Raw genomic sequence first — 20,345 nt, 5'->3', positions numbered from 1 at the left:
GTGCCAGCATATACCCGCACCAATCCGGTGCGCAATAGCATTGCGCAGCGTCGTTTGGCACTGAGAGGCAATTCGAAGTTTTGAAATAATCGCAGGAATTTGAAAAAGTTGACCGACCCGACATAAAAGTCGGGTCGCCCTTTAATGCGTGGGGTTATTGTTTGAAGCGTTAACTATCGGAAGAATCATCAGCCACTTGCACACGATTTCGGCCAGTGCGCTTGGCGTGATACAGCGCGGTATCGGCCAGGCCATAAGCGTCATCGAAACGGGTGCCGACCGGGTTGGCGCTGACGCCGAAGCTGGCGGTGATGCTGCGATTCACCGGATGCGGGAACACGTGCTCGGCCACGGCCTGGCGCATGGCTTCGGCCATGTGCACGCCCTCCTGCAGCTCGCCACCGGGAATCAGCACGGTAAACTCTTCCCCGCCCACCCGGCCAATGGCGGCGGTCTCGCCGACGATCTTGCGCAGGCAGCCGACGATGCCCTGGATCACCGCATCGCCCGCCGGGTGACCGAACTCATCGTTCACCTGTTTGAAGTGATCGATGTCCAGCACGATCATCACTGCGCCCGTGTTGAGCAGCGCCGTGGTGGTCATCTCGATGATCGCGCCACGGTTGAGCACGCCGGTCAGGGCGTCGTGGGTGGCGCGGTATTCGAGCTGGCGGGCCAGGGTCTGCAACTGCATGTTCAGGGCGTTCATCTCGCGCTCGGCACGGTCGCTGCGGCCGATCAGGCGGCGCGTCTCACGCATCAGGCGCTCGTAATGCGTGGCCAGTTCCGACAGCGACTGACGATAGGTTTGGGCATCGGCGTCAGGCTGCGCCAGGATCGACCGGACATGCTCAAGTGCCTGGGCCTCGCTGGTGAACAGATCCGGCGCCGGGTCACTGGAAACAGTGCGCGATGCGACTGAAGCGGCCATGAGCATCTCCTGTGTCAAGTGGTGATCGGGCAGTCGTTGAAGACGATGGAGGTGAAGTCGGCCTTGAGCTCTTCGCCGAACTCGAAAATCGTCTCGTCTTCTTCTTCGTGATACCAGTTCACTTCGATGGTGTTGCCCGCTTCAGCGGCCTGGTCCAGCGCATCGAAAATGCTGAACAGCATCTTGGTGCTGGAACTGTTGAAGTAAGCCAGCGCGATGTTCGCCGTGATGTTCTGGCCGTCGCGGGTGCCCAGGAAATCACGCAGCTGTTGCACCACCGGCGAGTAGAAAGCCGCGGCGTTCTCGGGGTACGACTCGCCTTTCATCGACAGCAGATTCTGGTCGAAACGGAAGTCGATTTCCGGGGAGGTGGCCGTTGCTTCGATGTAGAAGTTGTCCATGGCTAAACGTCGCTCGTTTCAAATAGTGGCTTTAAGGCAAAAAAGAGTGGTGTCCGGGTCATCGGCCCGCGGATGGAAATCGAATTCCAGCGGTGCACTGGCGTCCCGCGCCATCGTCAGGAAACCAAGGCCCGCGCCCTTGCTGTCTTCCGGGGTTTCGGCGCGCAGGGAGGTCTTGTAGGCCTGTTTGATTTCTTCGATGGTCATGTTGCGCAACGGCTCGAGCTTGGCGCGCAGCCGCTCGGTGTCGGCGGTGGCAATCGGGTTGGCACAGAGCATCAGGTGGCGCTCGCCATCGGTGCTGATGCACACCGCGCCCTGACGCAGGCCCGACTCCTCGCTGACCGAGGCGCTCAGGGCATCGGACGAGTAATGGATGATGTTCTGCGACAACTCGACGAACGAGGAAAACAGCTTGCGCCGCGTCGGCCCGCTGACCCCGGAAATTTCCAGCTGCAGCTTCACGACTTCAGCCATCGCCGAGACGATGTGATGGGAGAAATAGCCCATGTGATAGAAGATCACGTTGCGCTGTTGGGCCAGATCGAAAAAGGTGCAGTCCTGCTGAGCAGCCGGTGAGTTGAACATCGTCATTCCTGAATACGGGCACAGAATAGGGTCAAGTCGTCACGCCGGCTCTGTTCGGCCTGCCAGTCGGCCAGGGTGCGTTGCAGGGCTTCGCAGATCGCGGCAGAGGGCTGGTGACGGTGTTGCACGATGGTGTCGAACGCCTTGCGTTTGCCGAAGGCGATCTTCTTTGGGCCGCCGATCTGGTCGGTCAGGCCGTCAGTGGTGATGAACATCAGGCTGCCGCGCTGCATGGGCACGGGGCTGACGGTCCACTGGTAATCGAATTCGCTGGCCACGTAACCCACGCCCACGCGCTGGCCGGCAATGGTCTGCAGCTGTTCGGCGTCCGGGTGCAACACGTGCAGGGCCATGCGCGCGCCGGCGAAATGCAGGGTGCGAGTGGCGTTGTCGAACCAGAAGAAGGACGCGTCCAGGCCGTCGTCGGACTCGGGCGTGCCGTCCAGGCCGTTGACCTGGCCCAGCAGCTCCTTGACGCTGCGGTTGACCGCTGAGAGCAACTGGCCGGGATCGCGCGGGCCGATCTGGCCGAGGGCCTGGGTCAGCGACGACGACGCGATCAGGGTCATGAACGCCCCCGGAACGCCGTGGCCGGTGCAGTCGGCGATGGCGCCGAACCAGCCGTCGGGGTAGGCGCAGAAGTGATAGAAGTCGCCACCCACCACATCCCGCGGTTCCCACAGCAACGAGGCGTCGCCCAGGGTCGAAGTCAGGGCATCGCGAGAGGCGCGCAACATGGCGCGCTGGATGACGCTGGCGTACTCGATGCTCTGCATGGTCTGGCGATTTTTCTCGGCCTGCATCGCCGCCACCACCGCCATCAGTTCCAGGCCGCTGCCAAGCCCTGCGAAGCGCCCGTTGCGGGTGACGATGAAACCGTCTGCCAGGGCCTTTTCGCCGGATTCGACGGTCTTGAACGTCAGCTCCTCGATGCTCATCTGCGCATCGACCACCAAGGGTTCCTTGTCCATGAAGGCGATGCAGCTTTTCTTGTCGTACAGCTCGCGATGGAACGGCTTGCTCATCTGCGACAGGAAAATATTGCGGTTGATCAGGCCGATCGGGCGCTCGCCCTCGACCACCGCCAGACAGGCCATGTCGCGCTGGGCGCTGAAGATTTCCATGACGCGGCCGTTGGTGCTGTCCGAATCGATGCCCGGCACTTCATTGCACAGATCACCGGCGCAGCGATGATCCCGGGGCAACTTGGGGCGCATGAATGTGAAATGTTCTGCCTGCATTTTCGTACTACCGCACCAGACGAAAGCGAGCACGTTAGCAGGGTGATATTAAAGTGATGTTACAGAAAAGCGCTTCACAAACCCGATAAAAATCGAACTTATAGCCACTTCAGGGCACTTGGTGTTAAATACCGCATCCGGGTCGCCTACGCTGACCCGTCACAACCTTCTGACATCCTCAAAGACCAGCAAATGGCGGTGGCCCCCATGATTGAAGTGACCGAAGTTTCCATAGCCCAGCTGCGCGCGGCACTGGAGTCCGGGCAGACCACGGCGGTCGAACTGGTGCAGGCGTACCTGGCCCGGATCGACGCCTACGACGGCCCGCAAACCGCCACCGCGCTGAACGCCGTGGTGGTGCGCAACCCAGAAGCGCTCAAGGAAGCCCAGGCCTCCGACGCCCGCCGCGCCAAGGGCCAGTTACTCGGCCCGCTGGACGGCATCCCCTACACCGCCAAGGACAGCTACCTGGTCAAGGGCCTGACGGCCGCTTCGGGCAGCCCGGCCTTCGCCGATCTGGTCGCCCAGCGTGACGCCTTCACCATCGAGCGCCTGCGTGCAGGCGGCGCCATCTGCCTGGGCAAGACCAACATGCCACCCATGGCCAACGGCGGCATGCAGCGCGGCGTTTATGGCCGCGCCGAAAGCCCGTACAACGGTGACTTTCTCACCGCGCCCTTCGCCTCCGGTTCGTCCAACGGTGCGGGCACCGCGACGGCCGCCAGCTTTGCCGCGTTCGGCCTGGCCGAAGAAACCTGGTCGAGCGGCCGCGGCCCTGCGTCCAATAACGGCCTGTGCGCCTACACCCCATCGCGCGGCGTGATCTCGGTGCGCGGCAACTGGCCGCTGACCCCGACCATGGACGTGGTCGTGCCCTTCGCCCGGACCATGGCCGATCTGCTGGAAGTGCTCGATGTGGTGGTGGCCGAAGACCCGGATACCCGAGGCGACCTGTGGCGCCTGCAACCCTGGGTGGAGATTCCACCGGTCGCCCAAGTGCGCCCCGCCGCCTACGCCGACCTCGCCGCACAGCCCGATGCCCTGAAGGGCAAGCGCCTGGGCGTGCCGCGCATGTACATCAATGCCGACCTCGAAGCCGGCACCAGCGAAGCACCCGGCATCGGCGGCCCGACCGGACAGCGCATCCACACCCGGCCTTCGGTGATCGGCTTGTGGGAACAGGCGCGCAAAGCGCTGGAAGCGGCAGGCGCCGAAGTCATCGAAGTGGACTTCCCGCTGGTCTCCAACTGCGAAGGCGACCGCCCCGGCGCACCGACCGTGTTCGACCGCGGCATCGTCTCCAAGGAGTTCCTGCACCACGAACTGTGGGACCTGAGCGCCTGGGCCTTCGATGATTTCCTGCAGGCCAACGGCGATCCGAAGCTCAACCGTCTGGTGGACGTGGACGGCCCGAAAATCTTCCCCCACGACCCCGGCACCCTGCCCAACCGCGAAGGTGACCTGGCCGCCGGCATGGACGAATACGTGCGCATGGCCGAGCGCGGCATCACCCCGTGGAATGAGATCTCGACGCTCAAGGACGGCCTGCTGGGCCTGGAAAAAACCCGGCGCATGGACCTCGAAGAGTGGATGGACGGGCTAGGACTCGACGCCGTGTTGTTCCCGACCGTTGCCGACGTGGCCCCGGCCAATGCCGATATTGATCCGCAATCGGCCGATATCGCCTGGAGCAACGGCGTGTGGGTGGCCAACGGCAACCTCGCCATTCGTCACCTGGGCGTGCCCACGGTCAGTGTGCCGATGGGTGTGATGCAGGACATCGGCATGCCGGTGGGCCTGACCTTCGCCGGCCGCGCCTATGACGACTCGAACCTACTGCGCCTGGCCTCGGCCTTCGAAGCCACCGGCAGCAAGCGCCTGGTGCCGCCACGCACGCCGCCGTTGTCGGCAAAATAACGCTGCCGCACGGGGCTGGAACTGCAACGGTTTCAGCCCCGGATGTACTTAGGTGTCATTGCCCGCTGCGCGCCTGCATGTGACATTCACCCTTCACCTTCCAGAAACGCCCCCACCGTCATCAAGAACGGACCTGCCTGAACGAGGACCTCACCATGCTGTTGCACCTGTCGACCTGGCAAGAGATCGAGCAGTACCTGACCCGCAGCCGTACCATCGTGGTGCCCATCGGCTCCAATGAGCAACACGGCCCCACCGGCCTGCTCGGCACCGACTGGATGTGCCCGCAGATCATCGCCTTGGAGGCCGAGAAAAACGCCGACATCCTGGTCGCGCCGACTTTCAACATCGGCATGGCCCAGCACCACTTGGGCTTCCCCGGCACTATCTCGTTGCGGCCCTCGACCTTCATCGCCGCCATCGGCGACTGGGTCCGCTCGCTGGCCGGGCACGGCTTCGAAAAGATCCTGTTCCTCAACGGCCATGGCGGCAACATTGCCTCGATCGAAGCAGCCTTCTCCGAGCTGTACGCCGAAGCCAGCTTCGCCCGTCGCCCCGCAGGCTTTGCCCTGAAACTCTGCAACTGGTGGGACCTGGAAGGCGTGACCAGACTCGCCAACGAGCAATTCCCCACCGGCCATGGCGTACACGCCACCCCTTCGGAAATCGCCGTGACCCAGTGGGCCTACCCGGACTCGATCAAGTCAGCGCCCTACTCCCCGCAAATCGCGCCGATGGGCCCGATCCGCGAAGCCAAAGATTTCCGCGCCCGCTTCCCGGACGGGCGCATGGGCTCGGACCCGGACCTGGCCAGCCCCGAGAAAGGCGGCGAACTGGTCAGGCTGGCGGCGCAGAGCCTGGTCAAGGAGCTGGAGGCGTTCAGCCGAGAAGTGACTCCGGGCTGAAACCCGAGGTCGTTTCGCCTGACGGTCTGCACCTCGACCGTCAGGTTGATGCCTCCTGTCGCTCCACTCCTCTCTCGGGCAGCGCTCCATCGCATCGGAAAGATGACGACACACTCGCCCTGCCGGCCCTCCTGGGCGCTGTAATGTTGGTTTAATCCCTCTCTGTTGTTTTAACAGAGCCAGACGCCTGGTTCGGGTCAGGCAAACATCATCTCAATACCGATGCCCTCGTTCTCCGACGTGTTGTCGTATGAAACGCTACCTGCGGTTATGCCTCATTCTGCTGATCAGCCTGACGCTTCCCCTCACAGGGATGGCGGGCGTTCAGTCACCGACGCAACCCTGCCCGATGATCACCCCGGGTGCGGCGATGACGAGTGACATGGGGATGGACTGCTGCAACGACATGGACATGCTTGACGACCATGGCAAGCCCTGCAAGCCGGGCCTGGAATGCAAGTCAGGTGGCGTGCTGCAAATGTCTTGTACCGAACCACCCGTTAACCCATTGACTGCTGTGACGCTGATCCCGGCGAACGACCACGCGCCCACACGAACCTCCCACGGCGTATGGCGCCCCCCATGCGTTTGAATCCTGACTGACTTCAAGCCCCGCAGCGTTTCGACGATGCGGACTGACTGCGCGCGTTCAACCGTCGCGCACAGGGAATGCTCACACAGGAATCACCCCTATGAACGCCAAGTGTTACTGCACCGGCTGGCCTGCCATGGTCGCGCTGGTGACGAGTGTCGTTGCCTTGCCGGGTTTCGCCGATACGCTGACGCTGGAGCAGGCGCTGCGACTTGCCGAAACCCAAGCGCCCTCGCTCGCCGCACAAGATGCCAACCTTCAAGCCGCCACCCATGCGGCCATACCCGCGGGCGAACTGCCGGATCCGACACTGATCGCCGGGCTGCAGAATTACCCGATCAACGGCCCGAATCGCTGGAGCATCGACGATGATTTCATGACCATGCGAATGATCGGCATCAGACAGCAGGTGCCCAACCGCGATAAACGCGAAGCCCGGGTCGAAGTCGCGAATGCCACGGTCGAACGCGCGGCTGCAGAACGGCAGATTGAACGGCTGAATGTGCGGCAATCGACCGCAATGGCCTGGATCAGCAGTTACTCGGTCGAGCGCAGGAATGAACTGTTTCAGGCGCTCTACAAGGAAAACCGTCTACTCAGCGAAACGGTCAGGGCGCAGATCGCCGGTGGCCGGGCACAACCTGCTGACGCCGTGTCGCCCAAACAGGAAGCGGCGCTTCTCGAGCAACAGCAGGACGACCTTGATCTGCGTCGGACGCAGGCACGCGCGGCCCTCAAACGCTGGATCGGTCCCGCAGGAGACGACGAGCCGGTGGGTCACTGGCCGGATTGGCCAATCGACTCGCCAGGTTATTCCCGTCAGCTTGAACACCATCCCGCACTGGCTGCCTTCACCCCCATGACCCGCGAGGCTGAGGCCAGGGTGCAAGAAGCCATCTCGGAGAAGCGCTCGGACTGGGGTTGGGAGGTGGCCTATCAGCACCGAAATCGCCAGTTCGGCGACATGGTCAGTGTGCAGTTTTCCTGGGATCTGCCCCTGTTTCCCGGCACTCGGCAAAACCCGAAGATCGCCGCCCGCCAGGCAGAGCTCAGCCAGCTGCAGGCGCAGCGCGAGACCTCGATCCGAACCTACGGCGAGCAGTTGGAGAGCGAAGTCGCTGACTACACCCGGCTGGACCGCGCCGTGCAACGCAGCCGAGAGCGTCTGGTGCCGCTGGCCGAACAGAAGGTCGAACTGACCCTGGCCAGTTATCGCGCCGGCAAGGGCGATGTGAACACGGTGATCGCAGCCCGCCGTGAACTCATCGAAACACGGATCAGACAGATCGACATGGAAGAACAGCGCGCCCAGGCCAGCGCACGTCTTTATTTTGCCTACTCGGAGCAGCGCCCATGAACCGACCATGGAAAGTGACCGTTCTGACATGCGTGGCCATGGCGTCGGGGATCGCGAGCGGTTACTGGTTCGCCCGATCGCCGGGCGCCATGCTGTCTACATCGACGATGGCGTCTGCTGCAGATCAGGCAAAAGACCGCCAGGCGCTGTATTGGTACGACCCCATGTTTCCCCAGCAGCAATTCGACAAGCCTGGAAAATCCCCTTTCATGGACATGCAGCTGGTTCCTCGGTACGCCAATGATGCCGGAGATACCGCTGCGCTCAGCATCGACCCCAGCCTGACGCAAAACCTGGGACTTCGCCTGGGCGTCGTCACGCGAGGTGTACTGGACTCCACGCTGGACGTCACCGGTGTATTGGCGTTCAACGAGCGCGATATCGCCGTGGTACAGGCGCGCACCGACGGATTTGTCGAACGCGTCTATCCCCATGCCCCGGGCGATGTCCTGACCGCCAACACGCCACTGGCGGAGATTCTCGTGCCGGACTGGGCCGCCGCCCAGACGGAATTTCTCGCCCTCAAGACCCAGGGTGATACCGAACTTTTGCACGCGGCAAGACAACGGCTTCGGCTTCTGGGCATGCCTGCGTCTCTGATCGCCCAGGTGGAACGCAGCGGCAAGGTTCAACCTAATGTGACCATCGACTTGCCGATCAGCGGTGTGTTGCAGGAGCTGAATGTGCGACTCGGCATGACCGTGGCGGCTGGCCAGACGCTCGCCAGCGTCAATGGCTTGAGCACCGTGTGGATGGAAGTGGCCGTCCCTGAATCGGAAGCGGCATGGGTCAAGACAGGACAAAGGGTTCAGGCGCACTTCCCGGCCTTTGCCGGCAAACCGCTGACCGGCAACGTCAGTGCAATCCTGCCGCAGACCCGCCCCGACAGCCGCACCCTGCGCGTGCGGGTCGAACTGCCCAATACCGATGGGCAACTCAGGCCGGGCCTTTCTGCTCAGGTTCGCCTGACCCGCTCCAGTGAACACAGTGTTCTGTGGGTGCCAAGCGAAGCGGTCATTCGCACCGGGCACCGGGCGCTGGTCATGCTTGCACAGGGTTCGGGGCGTTATCGCCCAGTGCAGGTATGGCCAGGCCAGGAAATCGATGGCAGGACCGAGATCAGGCAAGGTCTTGAAGAAGGCCAGAAAGTCGTCACCTCCGGACAGTTTCTGCTGGACTCGGAGGCCAGCCTCAAAGGCATTGTCGCCCCGGACGACGGCGAGTTAGATGGTACTGCATGGATGCCCGGCGCCATGGGCCGGCAGGAGGCTCAGCCATGATTGCCTCTCTGATCAGATGGTCAGTGGCCAACCGTTTCCTGGTCCTTTTGACGACGCTGTTCGCGACAGGCTGGGGTATCTGGTCGCTGCAAAACACGCCCATCGACGCATTGCCCGATCTTTCCGATGTTCAGGTGATTATCCGCACGCCTTACCCTGGCCAGGCCCCGCAGATCGTCGAGAACCAGGTGACCTACCCGCTGTCCACGACCATGCTCTCGGTGCCGGGGGCAAAGACCGTGCGCGGCTACTCGTTTTTTGCCGACAGCTTCGTGTATGTGCTGTTCGAAGAGGGTACCGACCCGTACTGGGCCCGCTCGCGGGTGCTGGAATACCTGAGCCAGGTACAGAGCCGCCTGCCTGACAGCGCAAAGCCTGCGCTGGGGCCGGATGCGACAGGCGTCGGCTGGATCTATCAGTACGCGCTGGTGGATCGCAGCGGCGGGCATGACCTTTCACAGCTGCGGGCCCTCCAGGACTGGTTTCTCAAGTTCGAACTCAAGACCCTGCCTGACGTTGCGGAAGTCGCCACGGTCGGCGGCATGGTCAGGCAATACCAGGTCGTGCTCGACCCGATCCGGCTCGCCAGCCTGGGGATCACCCAGATGGACGTCAGCACGGCGATCGGCAAGGCCAATCAGGAAACAGGCGGTGCAGTGCTGGAGCTGGCTGAAACCGAATTTATCGTCAGAGCGTCAGGCTATCTGAAGACACTGGATGATTTTCGGGCCATCCCCTTGAAGCTGGGTAGCGGGGGCGTTCCGGTCACCCTTGGCGATGTCGCCACCGTGCAGTTGGGCCCGGAGATGCGTCGGGGCCTGTCCGAGCTCGACGGCCAGGGCGAAACCGTGGGCGGCGTCGTCGTGTTACGCAGCGGCAAGAATGCCAGTCAGACCATCGCAGCGGTCAAGGCCAGGCTCGAAGAGCTCAAAAGCAGCCTGCCGGCGGGCGTGGAAATCGTCACCACCTACGATCGCAGCAAGCTGATCGACCGGGCCGTGGAAAACCTCAGCCGCAAACTGATCGAAGAGTTCATCGTGGTGGCGTTGGTCTGCGTGGTCTTTCTCTGGCACCTGCGTTCGTCAATGGTGGCGATCATCTCGTTGCCGGTGGGGGTGCTCATTGCGTTCATCGTCATGCGCTATCAGGGCATCAACGCCAACATCATGTCGTTGGGCGGCATTGCCATCGCCATTGGCGCAATGGTCGACGCCGCCGTGGTCATGATCGAAAACGCCCACAAGAAAACCCAGGCCTGGCACGTCGCTCATCCGGGTCAGGAATTGAAGGGAGAGCGCCATTGGCAGGTCATGACCGAAGCGGCAACGGAAGTCGGTCCGGCCCTGTTTTTCTGCCTGCTGATCATCACCCTGTCATTCATTCCAGTGTTCACGCTCCAGGCCCAGGAGGGTCGCCTGTTCGGGCCGCTGGCCTTCACCAAGACCTACGCCATGGCCGCGGCGGCGGGCCTGTCCGTTACGCTGGTGCCCGTGTTGATGGGGTACTGGATTCGCGGCCGACTGCCTGATGAACAACGCAATCCGCTGAATCGGCTGTTGATCCGGGTGTACCAGCCGATGCTGGACGGGGTGCTCAGACGCCCTAAAACGACGCTGGTGCTCGCATCGCTGGTGTTCGCAAGCGCGTTGTGGCCGCTCTCCAGGCTGGGTGGAGAGTTCCTTCCCCCGCTCGATGAAGGTGATCTGCTGTACATGCCCTCCGCGCTGCCGGGGCTTTCGGCGCAGAAAGCCGCTCAATTGCTGCAACAGACCGACCGGCTGATCAAGGCGGTCCCGGAGGTCGAGCACGTATTCGGCAAGGCCGGCCGAGCCGAAACCGCCACCGACCCGGCACCGCTTGAAATGTTTGAAACCACGATCCAGTTCAAACCCCGGGACCAGTGGCGTGAAGGCATGACGCAGGAAAAGCTGGTGGAAGAACTGGATCGCATCGTGAAGGTCCCGGGCCTGACCAACATCTGGATCCCGCCTATCCGCAACCGGATCGACATGCTGGCCACCGGAATCAAGAGCCCCATCGGCATCAAGGTCGCTGGCTCAAGCCTGCCTCAGATCGATGCCGTGACCCAGGTGGTGGAAGGGGTCGCCAAAACGGTGCCAGGTGTCAGCTCCGCCCTTGCAGAGCGGTTGACGGGGGGGCGTTACATCGATGTCGATATCGATCGCCAGGCGGCGGCTCGCTATGGGTTGAACATCGCCGACGTGCAAGCCATCGTGGCCGGCGCCATTGGCGGCCAGAACGTTGGAGAGACCATCGAAGGGCTTGCCCGTTTCCCGATCAACGTGCGCTATCCCCGGGAGTGGCGCGACTCGGTATCGGGCCTTGAGCGACTACCGGTCTACACCTCCCAAGGCAGCCAGATCACCCTGGGGATGGTCGCAAAAATCAGAGTCACAGACGGCCCACCCATGCTCAAGAGCGAGAATGCAAGACCGTCCGGCTGGGTGTACATCGATGTCCGTGGCAGGGATCTCGCGTCGGTGGTCAGCGATCTGCGCCAGGCGATCAGCCAGCAGGTGAAGCTGCAACCGGGGATGAGCCTGAGCTATTCAGGCCAGTTCGAGTTTCTGGAAAGAGCCAACGCCCGGCTCAAGCTGGTAGTGCCCGCCACCTTGCTGATCATCTTTGTGCTGTTGTATGTGACGTTTTCCAGAGTCGACGAGGCGCTGCTGATCATGGCCACACTGCCCTTCGCGCTCACTGGCGCGGTGTGGTTTCTCTACCTGCTCGATTACAACCTGTCGGTGGCCACCGGCGTCGGGTTCATCGCGCTGGCAGGTGTCTGCACCGAGTTCGGCGTCATCATGCTGCTGTACCTGAAGAACGCCTGGGCCGAGCGCCAGAGCGCTGGCGACCGCTCCGATCAAGGCCTTGATGAAGCGATTCGTCAGGGTGCAGTGCAGCGCGTCAGACCCAAAGCGATGACCGTGGCGGTGATTCTCGCAGGTCTTGTGCCCATTCTGCTGGGCGGTGGCACCGGGGGCGAAGTCATGAGCCGCATCGCAGCGCCAATGGTGGGCGGCATGATTACGGCCCCGTTGCTTTCGCTGCTGGTACTGCCCGCTGCCTATCGGCTGATGCGAGGTGAGCGCCGACGCAATCAGGGAGTTGAGCGGGAGCCTTTAACGGTCAGGGATTGAGGCGTCTAAGCGCCTCGCGCAGTTCCGCGTCATTGCCACCCAGCGCGCTGGTGGCAATGGCCGCGTTGCGCAGCAGGATGGAGGCGGCGTGTTCGATGTGCTCCTTGAGCAAGCGATCGGACGGCCCGGACAAGGTCAGCGCGCCCTTCAATTCGAAACCCATCGAGAACACCGGTACCGATACGGCCGTGGTTTCCGGATCGCGTTCACCGAATGAGCAGGCCCAGAAACGCTCGCGAACCTCGGACAGTGCCGGGTCGACATTGCGTGAGAACGCCCGAAGAATCTTTCCTGACGCGCCGGCCTGCAGCGGAAAACGCGCGCCTTCGAGCACCGACACCCGCACTGCACGCTTGGGCTCGACGCGAAACAGCACCACGCGGCTGCCGTTTTCCAGCACATAGAAAGACGAGGTCTCGCCGCTTTCTTCGGTGATCGATTCGAGCAACGGATGAATCACGTCACGCAAGCGGAACGAGGCCTGGTACAGCTGCGACAGGCGCAGCGGCTCAGGCCCGACCGAGTAACGCCCGTCGCTCTGGCGCCGCACGAAACCGGCTTTTTCCAGCGAGGCGATCAAGCGCAGGATGGTACTTTTGTACAGGCCGGTGCGCCGGGAAATCTCGGCCAGGGTCAGGCAGTCCTGCTCGATGTTGAACGCGGCCAGAATGGCGAACGCGCGGTCTACGGCCGCCACGCCGCCTTCGGCGTTACTGCCCTGCTCTGAAAGGTTTTTTTCGGATTCGGTATTCATAGACGCTCGTTGTCGATTCATCGCTTGCGGGCGCGGGCGGGTTTACCGACCACGCCAGCGCACGCAAGACAATATCAGAGGCGCAAGATACCTTCTGAAAAAACTACGCACTCAGCGTCATTCCTCCCGCAGGAAAAGACGTAACGACATCACCATCGCCGCTGCCACGAACATGATGCAGCCCATCACTGCGAGGCCTGCGGTGAACGAGCCGGTGTAGTCCTTGAGAAAGCCCATCAGGTACGGCCCGACGAAACCACCGAACGCACCGATCGAGTTGATCAGCGCAATGCCGCCCGCAGCCGCCTGCCCGCGCAGGAACTTGCCCGGCAAGGTGTAGAAGATGGTCTTGCCGGCGATGGTGCCGATCAGCGCCATGGTGATACCGGCCAGTGCCGGCACCAGCGCGTTCATCTGCAGCGCCAGCAGCAGTGCCAGGCCCGCCAGCAACATCGCCAGGGTCAGGTTGAAAATCCCTTTACCGGTGCGGTCCACGTGTTTGGCCCAGACCAGAAGCGCAATGGTGGAGAAGAAATACGGAATCGCCGCCACCCAACCGATCATGCTGACTTCGACGCCATGGGCCTTGAGCATTTGTGGCAGCCAGATGCCGATGCCGTAGGAACCGAGGGTGAAACTGAAAGTGATCGAGCTGAGGATCCACACACGCGGGTCCTTCAGCGCGGCCTTGAAGCCGTGGCTGTGCTGGCCGCGGCTTTGTTCCTCGGCGAGCATGCCGGTCAGCACCTGACGCTCACTGTCGGTCAGCCACTTGGCTTCGGCCGGATGGTTGGTCAGCACTTTCAAGGTGATCAGGCCGAGGATGCACGCTGGAATGCCCTCGATCAGGAACATCCACTGCCAGCCCGCCAGCCCCAGAATGCCGTGCATCTGCAGCAGCCAGACCGACAGCGGCCCGCCCACCAGAAAGGAAATCGGCGTGGCCACGGTGAACCAGGCCAGCACCCGCGTGCGGTACTGCGCCGGAAACCACAGGGTCAGGAAGAAGATCACGCCGGGGAAGAAACCGGCCTCGGCAATGCCCAGGATCAGGCGCACCACATAGAAACTGTACGGCCCGACGATCATGGCGGTCGCGGCGGCAGCCAGGCCCCAGGTGATCATGATCCGCGCCATCCACAACCGCGCGCCAAAACGGTACATCGCGAGATTGCTCGGCACTTCGCACAGGCAGTAACCGAAAAACATGATGCCCGCGCCCAAGCCGAACTGAGTGGCGGTAAGGCCTAGTTGCTCGGTCATCTGCAGGGCGGCGTAACCGACGCTGGTGCGGTCCAGGTAGTTGAAAAAGTAGGCCAGCGCCAGTAACGGAATCAGTCGCCAGGCAGCCTTGTGCAAGATGCGGGTCTGCTCGGCATCCAGGGGTCGCACGCTGCTGGCTTCGCGGCTGTGCGGGGGTGTCGTGACGATTGCCATGACGGTTTTCCTCAACATTTATTTTTATAGGACTGACGGCGGGAAATGGCCGTCAGCGGCTTGATTCAGGCGTCCCTTCCAGCGGTCGTCAGCGCACGATCCCACGCGCGCGCAAGGCGTCGATATCACCCGACGCGTAGCCCATCTGCGCCAGCAACTCGGCAGAATGGCTGCCCAGTTGCGGCACGTTCAGGCGGGCATCAAAACGCCGACCATTCATCTCGAACGGCAACATCGGCACCTTGACCTGCTCGCCACTCTCCAGCGCCAGATGCGCCAGGCCACCGGACTCATTCAAATGCGGGTCCTCGAACAGATCCTGCGGGCGCTGGATCGGCGAGAACGGCAGCCCGGCCTTTTCACACATCGCCATGACCTGCTGCTTGTCCAGCTGCGCCAGGCGCTCGCGGACCTGCGGCAAGATCCTCGCCCGGGCCTGTACACGCTGGGTGTTCTTGGCCAATTCAGGATCGCGGCCCAGCTCGTCGAAGCCGAAGTGCTGGCAGAAACTCAGCCACTGGCTGTCGCTGACCACGCCCATGAAGACCTGCTCGCCGCCCTGGGTGTCGAACACGTCGTAGATGGCCCAGGCAGACAAACGGCTGGGCATCGGCGCGGCCGGTTTGCCGGTGGTCGCCATCTGCATCATGTGCTGGCCGACCAGAAAGGCCGAGTTCTCGAACAGCCCGGTCTGCACGAACTGGCCTTCGCCCGTGCTCTTGCGTTGCAACAGCGCGGCGAGGATGGAAATGGCGCTGAACATCCCGCCCATCACATCGTTGACCGAAGCCCCGGCGCGCAGCGGTCGACCTTCCGGGCCGGTCATGTAGGCCAGGCCGGTCATCATCTGAACCACCTCGTCCAGCGCCGTGCGCTGTTCGTAAGGGCCGGGCAGGAAGCCCTTCATCGAGCTGTAGATGATGTCCGGCTTGATCGCCTTGACCTGATCAAAGCCCAGGCCGAGTTTTTCCATGGCGCCGGGGCGGAAGTTCTCCGTGACCACGTCGGCGCTTTCGATCAGCTTGCGCACCGCGGCCATGCCTTCCGGCGTCTTGACGTCGACAGCGAAGCTCTTCTTGTTGCGGTTGTAGGTCATCCAGTAACCCGCGCCGGAACCGGTCAGGCGCCGGGTGTTGTCACCTTCGGGCACCGGCTCGACCTTGATCACTTCGGCGCCCAAGTCCGCCAGCACCAGGCCGCAGGTCGGGCCCATGACCATGTGCACGAACTCCACCACGCGCACACCGGCCAGCGGCAGCGCCTGCAGGTTCTCGTTGAGCAGGCTCATCGTGCACCTCCTGCGTAATGGAAGTTCTTGCCCACTCCGGCATCAGGCACGAACCCGTACAACGGCTCGCCGGGCAACCCCTGAACCAGCCACTCGCGGGCGGCGACCAAACGGTCGATGTCCACCCCCGTGCGCAGGCCCATGGATTCGAGCAGGTAGACCAGGTCCTCGGTGACGATATTGCCCGACGCGCCCGGCGCGTAGGGGCAACCGCCGATACCACCTTGTGAGGCATCGATGGTGGTAACGCCCACCTCCAGCGCCGCCACCACGTTCGCCAGGCCCTGGCCACGGGTGTTATGGAAATGCGCGCTACCGGCTTTTTCACCGATCTCATTGCGCAGGCGGGTGAACACGCGGCGCACCTGGGCCGGGTTGGCGTAACCGACGGTGTCGGCCAGGCCGACTTCATCGACACCCAGTTCGACCATGGTCAGAGCCATGCGCAGTACATCGTCTTCCGGCACTTCGCCTTGAATCGTGCAACCGAACACCGTGGACAGCCCGGATTCGACCTCGACATGGGGAAAGCGCTCGTTGCGCAGCGCCAGCACCGCACGCACTTCGTCGTACACCTGCTGATGAGTCTTGCGAATGTTGGCCAGCGAATGCGGCTCGCTGACGGAAATCGGCATCGTGATTTTCTGCACCCCGGCGTTAAACGCCGCTTCGGCGCCCTTGAGGTTCGGCACCAGCGCGGTGACGAACACGTCGGAACGCTGGCGCAGATGAGCGACCAGTTCAGCGGCGTCGGCCATCTGGGGCAGCAGCTTGGGTGACACGAAGGAGCCGACTTCGATCTCGCGCAGCCCGGCGTCGGCCAGCGCGGTCAGCCATTTGAGTTTCAGCGCCGTCGGCATCGTCGTGCTGACGCTTTGCAGGCCGTCACGGGGGCCGACCTCGCTGATCAGAATGTCCAGGTTGTTATTAGGGTTCATCGCCGGGTCTCCGGGTGTTGAATTGCGATTGTTCTATCTAGCAGAACACTGTTCTGAAATTAGAATGAGCCGATTATTGGGCCCTGTCAACGAGGCGTGAATGAGCAGGCTGACCGGCGGTTAACCAGGAGCACGAGGAGGTAGGTCAGAGATGAAAGCGAAAACCGGCGGGTTGACAGCTGAAAAAAATCAGTCGACATTTGTTCTATCAGAAAACACAACGTTCTATCTGATAGAACAATAACAACATAGCGAAACGGCTTCGTCACCGGCAAGATCGATGACTCCCTTCGCCCTGTAGGAGCTGATCCTGTGAGTTTGTATGCCCCGCCTCGCGATCTGCCGACGCGCGTGTTCACCACGCTGCCGGAACATTTCTTCAAAGACGGCGACTCCGACTGGGTTCGCGCCAACAAGCCCGGGCAGAAGGTCAGAAGCTTTCTGGAAGGCCCGTCGTTCGACCGCGACGGCAACCTGTACGTCACCGACATTCCCTACGGCCGCATCCTGCGCATCGATCCCCAAGGTCAGTGGACGCTGGTGGCGCAATACGATGGCTGGCCCAACGGCCTGAAAATACACCGCGACGGCCGCATTTTCATCGCCGATTACAAACAGGGCATCCTCACCCTGGACCCTGACACCGGCACAGTCACGCCCTTCCTCACCCACAGCCGCAGCGAAGGCTTCAAGGGCGTCAACGATCTGTTTTTCGATGCCAAGGGCAAACTCTACTTCACCGATCAGGGCCAGACCGGCCAGCAGGACCCGACCGGCCGCGTCTATGCCTACGACCTGGAAAAGCAGATTCTGACCCGCCTGATCGACAACGGCCCGAGCCCCAACGGCCTGGTCATGGACCGCGCCCAGGGCTCGCTGTTCGTGGCGATGACTCGCGGCAATGCAGTGTGGCGCCTGCCGATCCAGGCCGATGGCGGCACCAGCAAGGTCGGTATTTTCACCGCAATGGCGGGCGGTGTCAGTGGCGCCGACGGCATGGCGCTGGACAGCGAGGGCAACCTGTATGTGTGCGACGCCGGTAACGCCTGCGTCTGGGTGTTCGACCCTCACGCGGTGCCGCTGTACCGCATCCGCTCCTGCACCGAAGGCCGCACGCTGACCAACCTGGCCTTTGGCGGCGAAGGCAATCGCCAGCTGTTCATCACCGATTCCTCGACGGGCTCGATCCTGGTGGCCGACCTGCCACACAGCGGCCAGCCGATGTTCTCTCACAGCTAGAGCCGATGGACTTGCATGCCTGTGCGCCACGCGCACGGGTTTCGCTCGCCCTGTAAAAAGCGTGCAGCCACTGCCGCCCCCTTACAAAACCAATAAAAGGGAAACCCATGTTGATCTTTCTCAGCTACGCCATGATCGCCTGCTTCATGTACCTGATCATGAGCAAGCGCCTCTCGCCGCTGGTCGCCCTGCTGCTGGTGCCGATCGTGTTCGGTTGCCTGGGCGGCTTCGCCACGCAACTGGGCGCGATGATGTACGACGGCGTGAAGATGCTCGCCCCCACCGGCATCATGCTGACCTTCGCGATCCTGTACTTCTGCATGATGACCGACGCCGGCCTGTTCAACCCGCTGATCAAGATCCTGCTGAGGCTGGTCAAGGGCGACCCGCGCAAGATCGTGGTCGGCACCGCCGTGCTGGGTTTGTGCGTGGGCCTGGATGGCGACGGCGCCACCACCTACATCATCGCCACCGCGGCCTTTCTGCCGCTGTATCGGCTGACCGGCATTCGCCTGCAAGTCATGGCCACGGTGCTGTTGCTGTCCATCGGCGTGATGAACATCCTGCCTTGGGCCGGGCCGTTCTCCCGCGCCGCCAGCGCCATGCACGTCGATATCACCGAGCTGTTCCTGCAAATGGTGCCGATCATGATCGCCGGTGGCGCGTGGGTGATCTTCGCCGCGTGGTGGCTGGGACGTATGGAATACCGGCGCCTGGGCATCGTCAGCGTCAGTGAGGAAAAAGTGCTGGAAGGCTACGCGCACATCCGCCTGAACGACCCGAAATTCCTGTTCAACGTGGTGCTGACCATCACCCTGGTCACCTGCATGATGCTCAACCTGATGCCGCTGCCGATCCTGTTCATGGTGGCGTTCGGGCTGGGCTGCCTGATCAATTACCCGACCCTCAAACAGCAGAAGGAAGTCATCGGCCGCCACGCCGACAACGTCATGGCCGTGACCCTGCTGATCTTCGCCGCCGGGATTTTCGTCGGCATCATGGGCGGCACCGGGATGATCAAGGCCATCTCCGACAACCTGGTCACCCTCTTGCCGCAACAGGCCGGGCACTGCATGTCAGTGATTACCGCGCTGCTGAGCATGCCCTTCACCTACGTGCTGACCAACGACGCGTTCTACTTCGGCGTGCTGCCGATCCTCGCGCAGACCGCCGCCCATTACGGCATCGGCCCCCATGAAATGGCCATCGCCTCGCTGATCGGCCAGCCCGTGCACCTGCTCAGCCCGCTGGTGGCCTCGACCTACCTGTTGTGCGGCCTGCTGGACATCGACTACGGCGACAACCAGCGGGTGTCGCTGAAGTGGACCTTCGGCACCGTGCTGGTGATGCTGCTCGCGGCCATCGGCGTCGGGGCGATCACGGTGTACAACTGAGCCGCCCCTGCCGTTGCCAATCGTCAGACCACACCGTCCAGCTCAGCCAGCAGCTCTGCCGGAATCTGCAATCCGGCAGCGCTGACGTTCTCACGCAGATGCGCCACCGATGACGTCCCCGGAATCAGCAGAATGTTCGGCGAACGCTGCAGCAGCCAGGCCAGCGCCACCACCAGCTGCGACGCGCCCATGCGCTCGGCGACGCTGGCCAGCACCTGCGACTGCAACGGCGTGAACCCGCCCAGCGGGAAGAACGGCACATAGGCGATGCCCTGGGTGCGCAGCTCGGCAATCAGCGGCTCGTCGTCGCGGTGGGACAGGTTGTAGTGGTTCTGCACGCACACCACCTTGGCGATGCGCTGCGCTTCCTTAACCTGCGCCGAGCTGACATTGGAAAGCCCCAGATGCCGAATCAGCCCTTGCTGCTGCAACTCAGCCAGCGCCGTGAACTGCTCTTCAATCGACTCCTCGCCCGGCGAATGCAGGTTGCCCCAGGCCCGCAGGTTCACCACATCCAGCACGTCCAGCCCCAGATTGCGCAGGTTGTCGTGCACCGCCTGCGTAAGCTGCGCCGGGCTGTGCGCCGGGTTCCAGGACGCGTCATCGCCACGCACCGCGCCCACCTTGGTGACGATGGTCAGGCCATCGACGTAGGGATGCAGCGCCTCGCGGATCAAACGGTTGGTGACATGCGGGCCATAGAAATCCGAGGTGTCGATATGGTTCACGCCCAGCGCCAGTGCCTCGCGCAACACCGCGAGCGCCGCCTGATGATCCTTGGGCGGCCCAAACACACCCGGCCCTGCCAGTTGCATCGCGCCGTAACCCAGCCGATTGACCACTCGGTCGCCGATGGAAAAGGTGCCTGCCTTGTCTGCGTTGCTCATGTCGTTCGCCTCTTTCAAAGTGAGTGCAACCACTC

Annotated in this window: 17 protein-coding genes; 8 read left to right on the top strand and 9 right to left on the bottom strand. The window is 62.6% G+C overall.

Annotated elements, in window-relative coordinates; all coding sequences use genetic code 11:
• Positions 1-169 precede the first annotated feature (169 nt).
• From AC1MEK_RS20970 to AC1MEK_RS20955, 4 genes are read right to left on the bottom strand one after another with little or no spacing between them, the layout of a single operon-like run.
• Positions 170-931 (bottom strand): GGDEF domain-containing protein, encoded by a 762-nt coding sequence (locus AC1MEK_RS20970; protein ID WP_480398187.1) that lies wholly within the window; start codon positions 929-931, stop codon positions 170-172.
• Between the two features lie 14 nt (positions 932-945).
• Entirely contained in the window at positions 946-1,332 is a 387-nt protein-coding gene (locus AC1MEK_RS20965) for a DUF1987 domain-containing protein (RefSeq protein ID WP_480398186.1), read from the bottom strand.
• A gap of 18 nt (positions 1,333-1,350) precedes the next feature.
• On the bottom strand, positions 1,351-1,920 hold the full coding sequence (locus AC1MEK_RS20960; protein ID WP_480398185.1) for a SiaB family protein kinase: 570 nt from the start codon (positions 1,918-1,920) through the stop codon (positions 1,351-1,353).
• Positions 1,921-1,922: 2 nt separating this feature from the next.
• Entirely contained in the window at positions 1,923-3,137 is a 1,215-nt protein-coding gene (locus tag AC1MEK_RS20955) for a SpoIIE family protein phosphatase (protein ID WP_480398265.1), read from the bottom strand.
• Positions 3,138-3,368: 231 nt separating this feature from the next.
• Between AC1MEK_RS20955 and AC1MEK_RS20950 the strand changes: the two genes are divergently transcribed.
• The 6 genes from AC1MEK_RS20950 to AC1MEK_RS20925 all read left to right on the top strand — a co-directional run bounded on the left by AC1MEK_RS20950 (position 3,369) and on the right by AC1MEK_RS20925 (position 12,373).
• Entirely contained in the window at positions 3,369-5,078 is a 1,710-nt protein-coding gene (locus tag AC1MEK_RS20950; protein WP_480398184.1) for an amidase, read from the top strand.
• Positions 5,079-5,233: 155 nt separating this feature from the next.
• Positions 5,234-5,983, top strand: a complete 750-nt coding sequence (locus AC1MEK_RS20945; RefSeq protein WP_480398183.1) for a creatininase family protein — start codon at positions 5,234-5,236, stop codon at positions 5,981-5,983.
• A 250-nt stretch (positions 5,984-6,233) separates the two neighbouring features.
• Positions 6,234-6,575 (top strand): hypothetical protein, encoded by a 342-nt coding sequence (locus tag AC1MEK_RS20940; RefSeq protein WP_480398182.1) that lies wholly within the window; start codon positions 6,234-6,236, stop codon positions 6,573-6,575.
• A gap of 100 nt (positions 6,576-6,675) precedes the next feature.
• A complete protein-coding gene (locus AC1MEK_RS20935; protein ID WP_480398181.1) occupies positions 6,676-7,932 on the top strand; it encodes a TolC family protein in 1,257 nt (418 codons plus the stop codon).
• The gene (locus tag AC1MEK_RS20930; RefSeq protein ID WP_480398180.1) at positions 7,929-9,212 is read left to right on the top strand and encodes an efflux RND transporter periplasmic adaptor subunit; all 1,284 of its coding nucleotides are present in this window, start codon (positions 7,929-7,931) and stop codon (positions 9,210-9,212) included. The genes AC1MEK_RS20935 and AC1MEK_RS20930 overlap by 4 nt, the downstream gene beginning before the upstream one ends.
• Positions 9,209-12,373 carry an efflux RND transporter permease subunit gene (locus AC1MEK_RS20925; protein ID WP_480398179.1) on the top strand — a complete coding sequence of 1,055 codons (3,165 nt, stop codon included), beginning with the start codon at positions 9,209-9,211 and terminating at the stop codon, positions 12,371-12,373. Before AC1MEK_RS20930 ends, AC1MEK_RS20925 begins: the two co-directional genes overlap by 4 nt.
• Here the strand turns inward: AC1MEK_RS20925 and AC1MEK_RS20920 are convergent.
• From AC1MEK_RS20920 to AC1MEK_RS20905, 4 genes are all read right to left on the bottom strand, one after another.
• A complete protein-coding gene (locus AC1MEK_RS20920) occupies positions 12,363-13,127 on the bottom strand; it encodes an IclR family transcriptional regulator (protein WP_480398178.1) in 765 nt (254 codons plus the stop codon). The genes AC1MEK_RS20925 and AC1MEK_RS20920 overlap by 11 nt on opposite strands.
• A gap of 117 nt (positions 13,128-13,244) precedes the next feature.
• Positions 13,245-14,564 carry an MFS transporter gene (locus AC1MEK_RS20915; protein WP_480398177.1) on the bottom strand — a complete coding sequence of 440 codons (1,320 nt, stop codon included), beginning with the start codon at positions 14,562-14,564 and terminating at the stop codon, positions 13,245-13,247.
• A gap of 88 nt (positions 14,565-14,652) precedes the next feature.
• Complete coding sequence (locus AC1MEK_RS20910; protein WP_480398176.1) at positions 14,653-15,852, bottom strand: CaiB/BaiF CoA transferase family protein; 1,200 nt, start codon at positions 15,850-15,852, stop codon at positions 14,653-14,655.
• Positions 15,849-16,790 carry a hydroxymethylglutaryl-CoA lyase gene (locus tag AC1MEK_RS20905; protein ID WP_480398175.1) on the bottom strand — a complete coding sequence of 314 codons (942 nt, stop codon included), beginning with the start codon at positions 16,788-16,790 and terminating at the stop codon, positions 15,849-15,851. The genes AC1MEK_RS20910 and AC1MEK_RS20905 overlap by 4 nt, the downstream gene beginning before the upstream one ends.
• A 312-nt stretch (positions 16,791-17,102) precedes the next feature.
• Between AC1MEK_RS20905 and AC1MEK_RS20900 the strand changes: the two genes are divergently transcribed.
• Both AC1MEK_RS20900 and AC1MEK_RS20895 read left to right on the top strand, forming a co-directional pair.
• A complete protein-coding gene (locus AC1MEK_RS20900; protein WP_480398174.1) occupies positions 17,103-18,029 on the top strand; it encodes an SMP-30/gluconolactonase/LRE family protein in 927 nt (308 codons plus the stop codon).
• 107 nt (positions 18,030-18,136) lie between these two features.
• Positions 18,137-19,423, top strand: a complete 1,287-nt coding sequence (locus tag AC1MEK_RS20895) for a CitMHS family transporter (protein ID WP_480398173.1) — start codon at positions 18,137-18,139, stop codon at positions 19,421-19,423.
• A 23-nt stretch (positions 19,424-19,446) separates the two neighbouring features.
• On the opposite strand, the gene AC1MEK_RS20890 is transcribed toward AC1MEK_RS20895, so the two are convergent.
• Positions 19,447-20,310: an aldo/keto reductase family oxidoreductase gene (locus tag AC1MEK_RS20890; protein WP_480398172.1), complete on the bottom strand. Its 864-nt coding sequence runs from the start codon at positions 20,308-20,310 to the stop codon at positions 19,447-19,449.
• Between the last annotated feature and the right edge of the window lie 35 nt (positions 20,311-20,345).

This window comes from Pseudomonas sp. 2, from assembly GCF_056627435.1.
The sequence above is the reverse complement of the archived record's forward strand: the minus strand, read 5'-3'. Positions and strand labels throughout refer to the sequence as shown.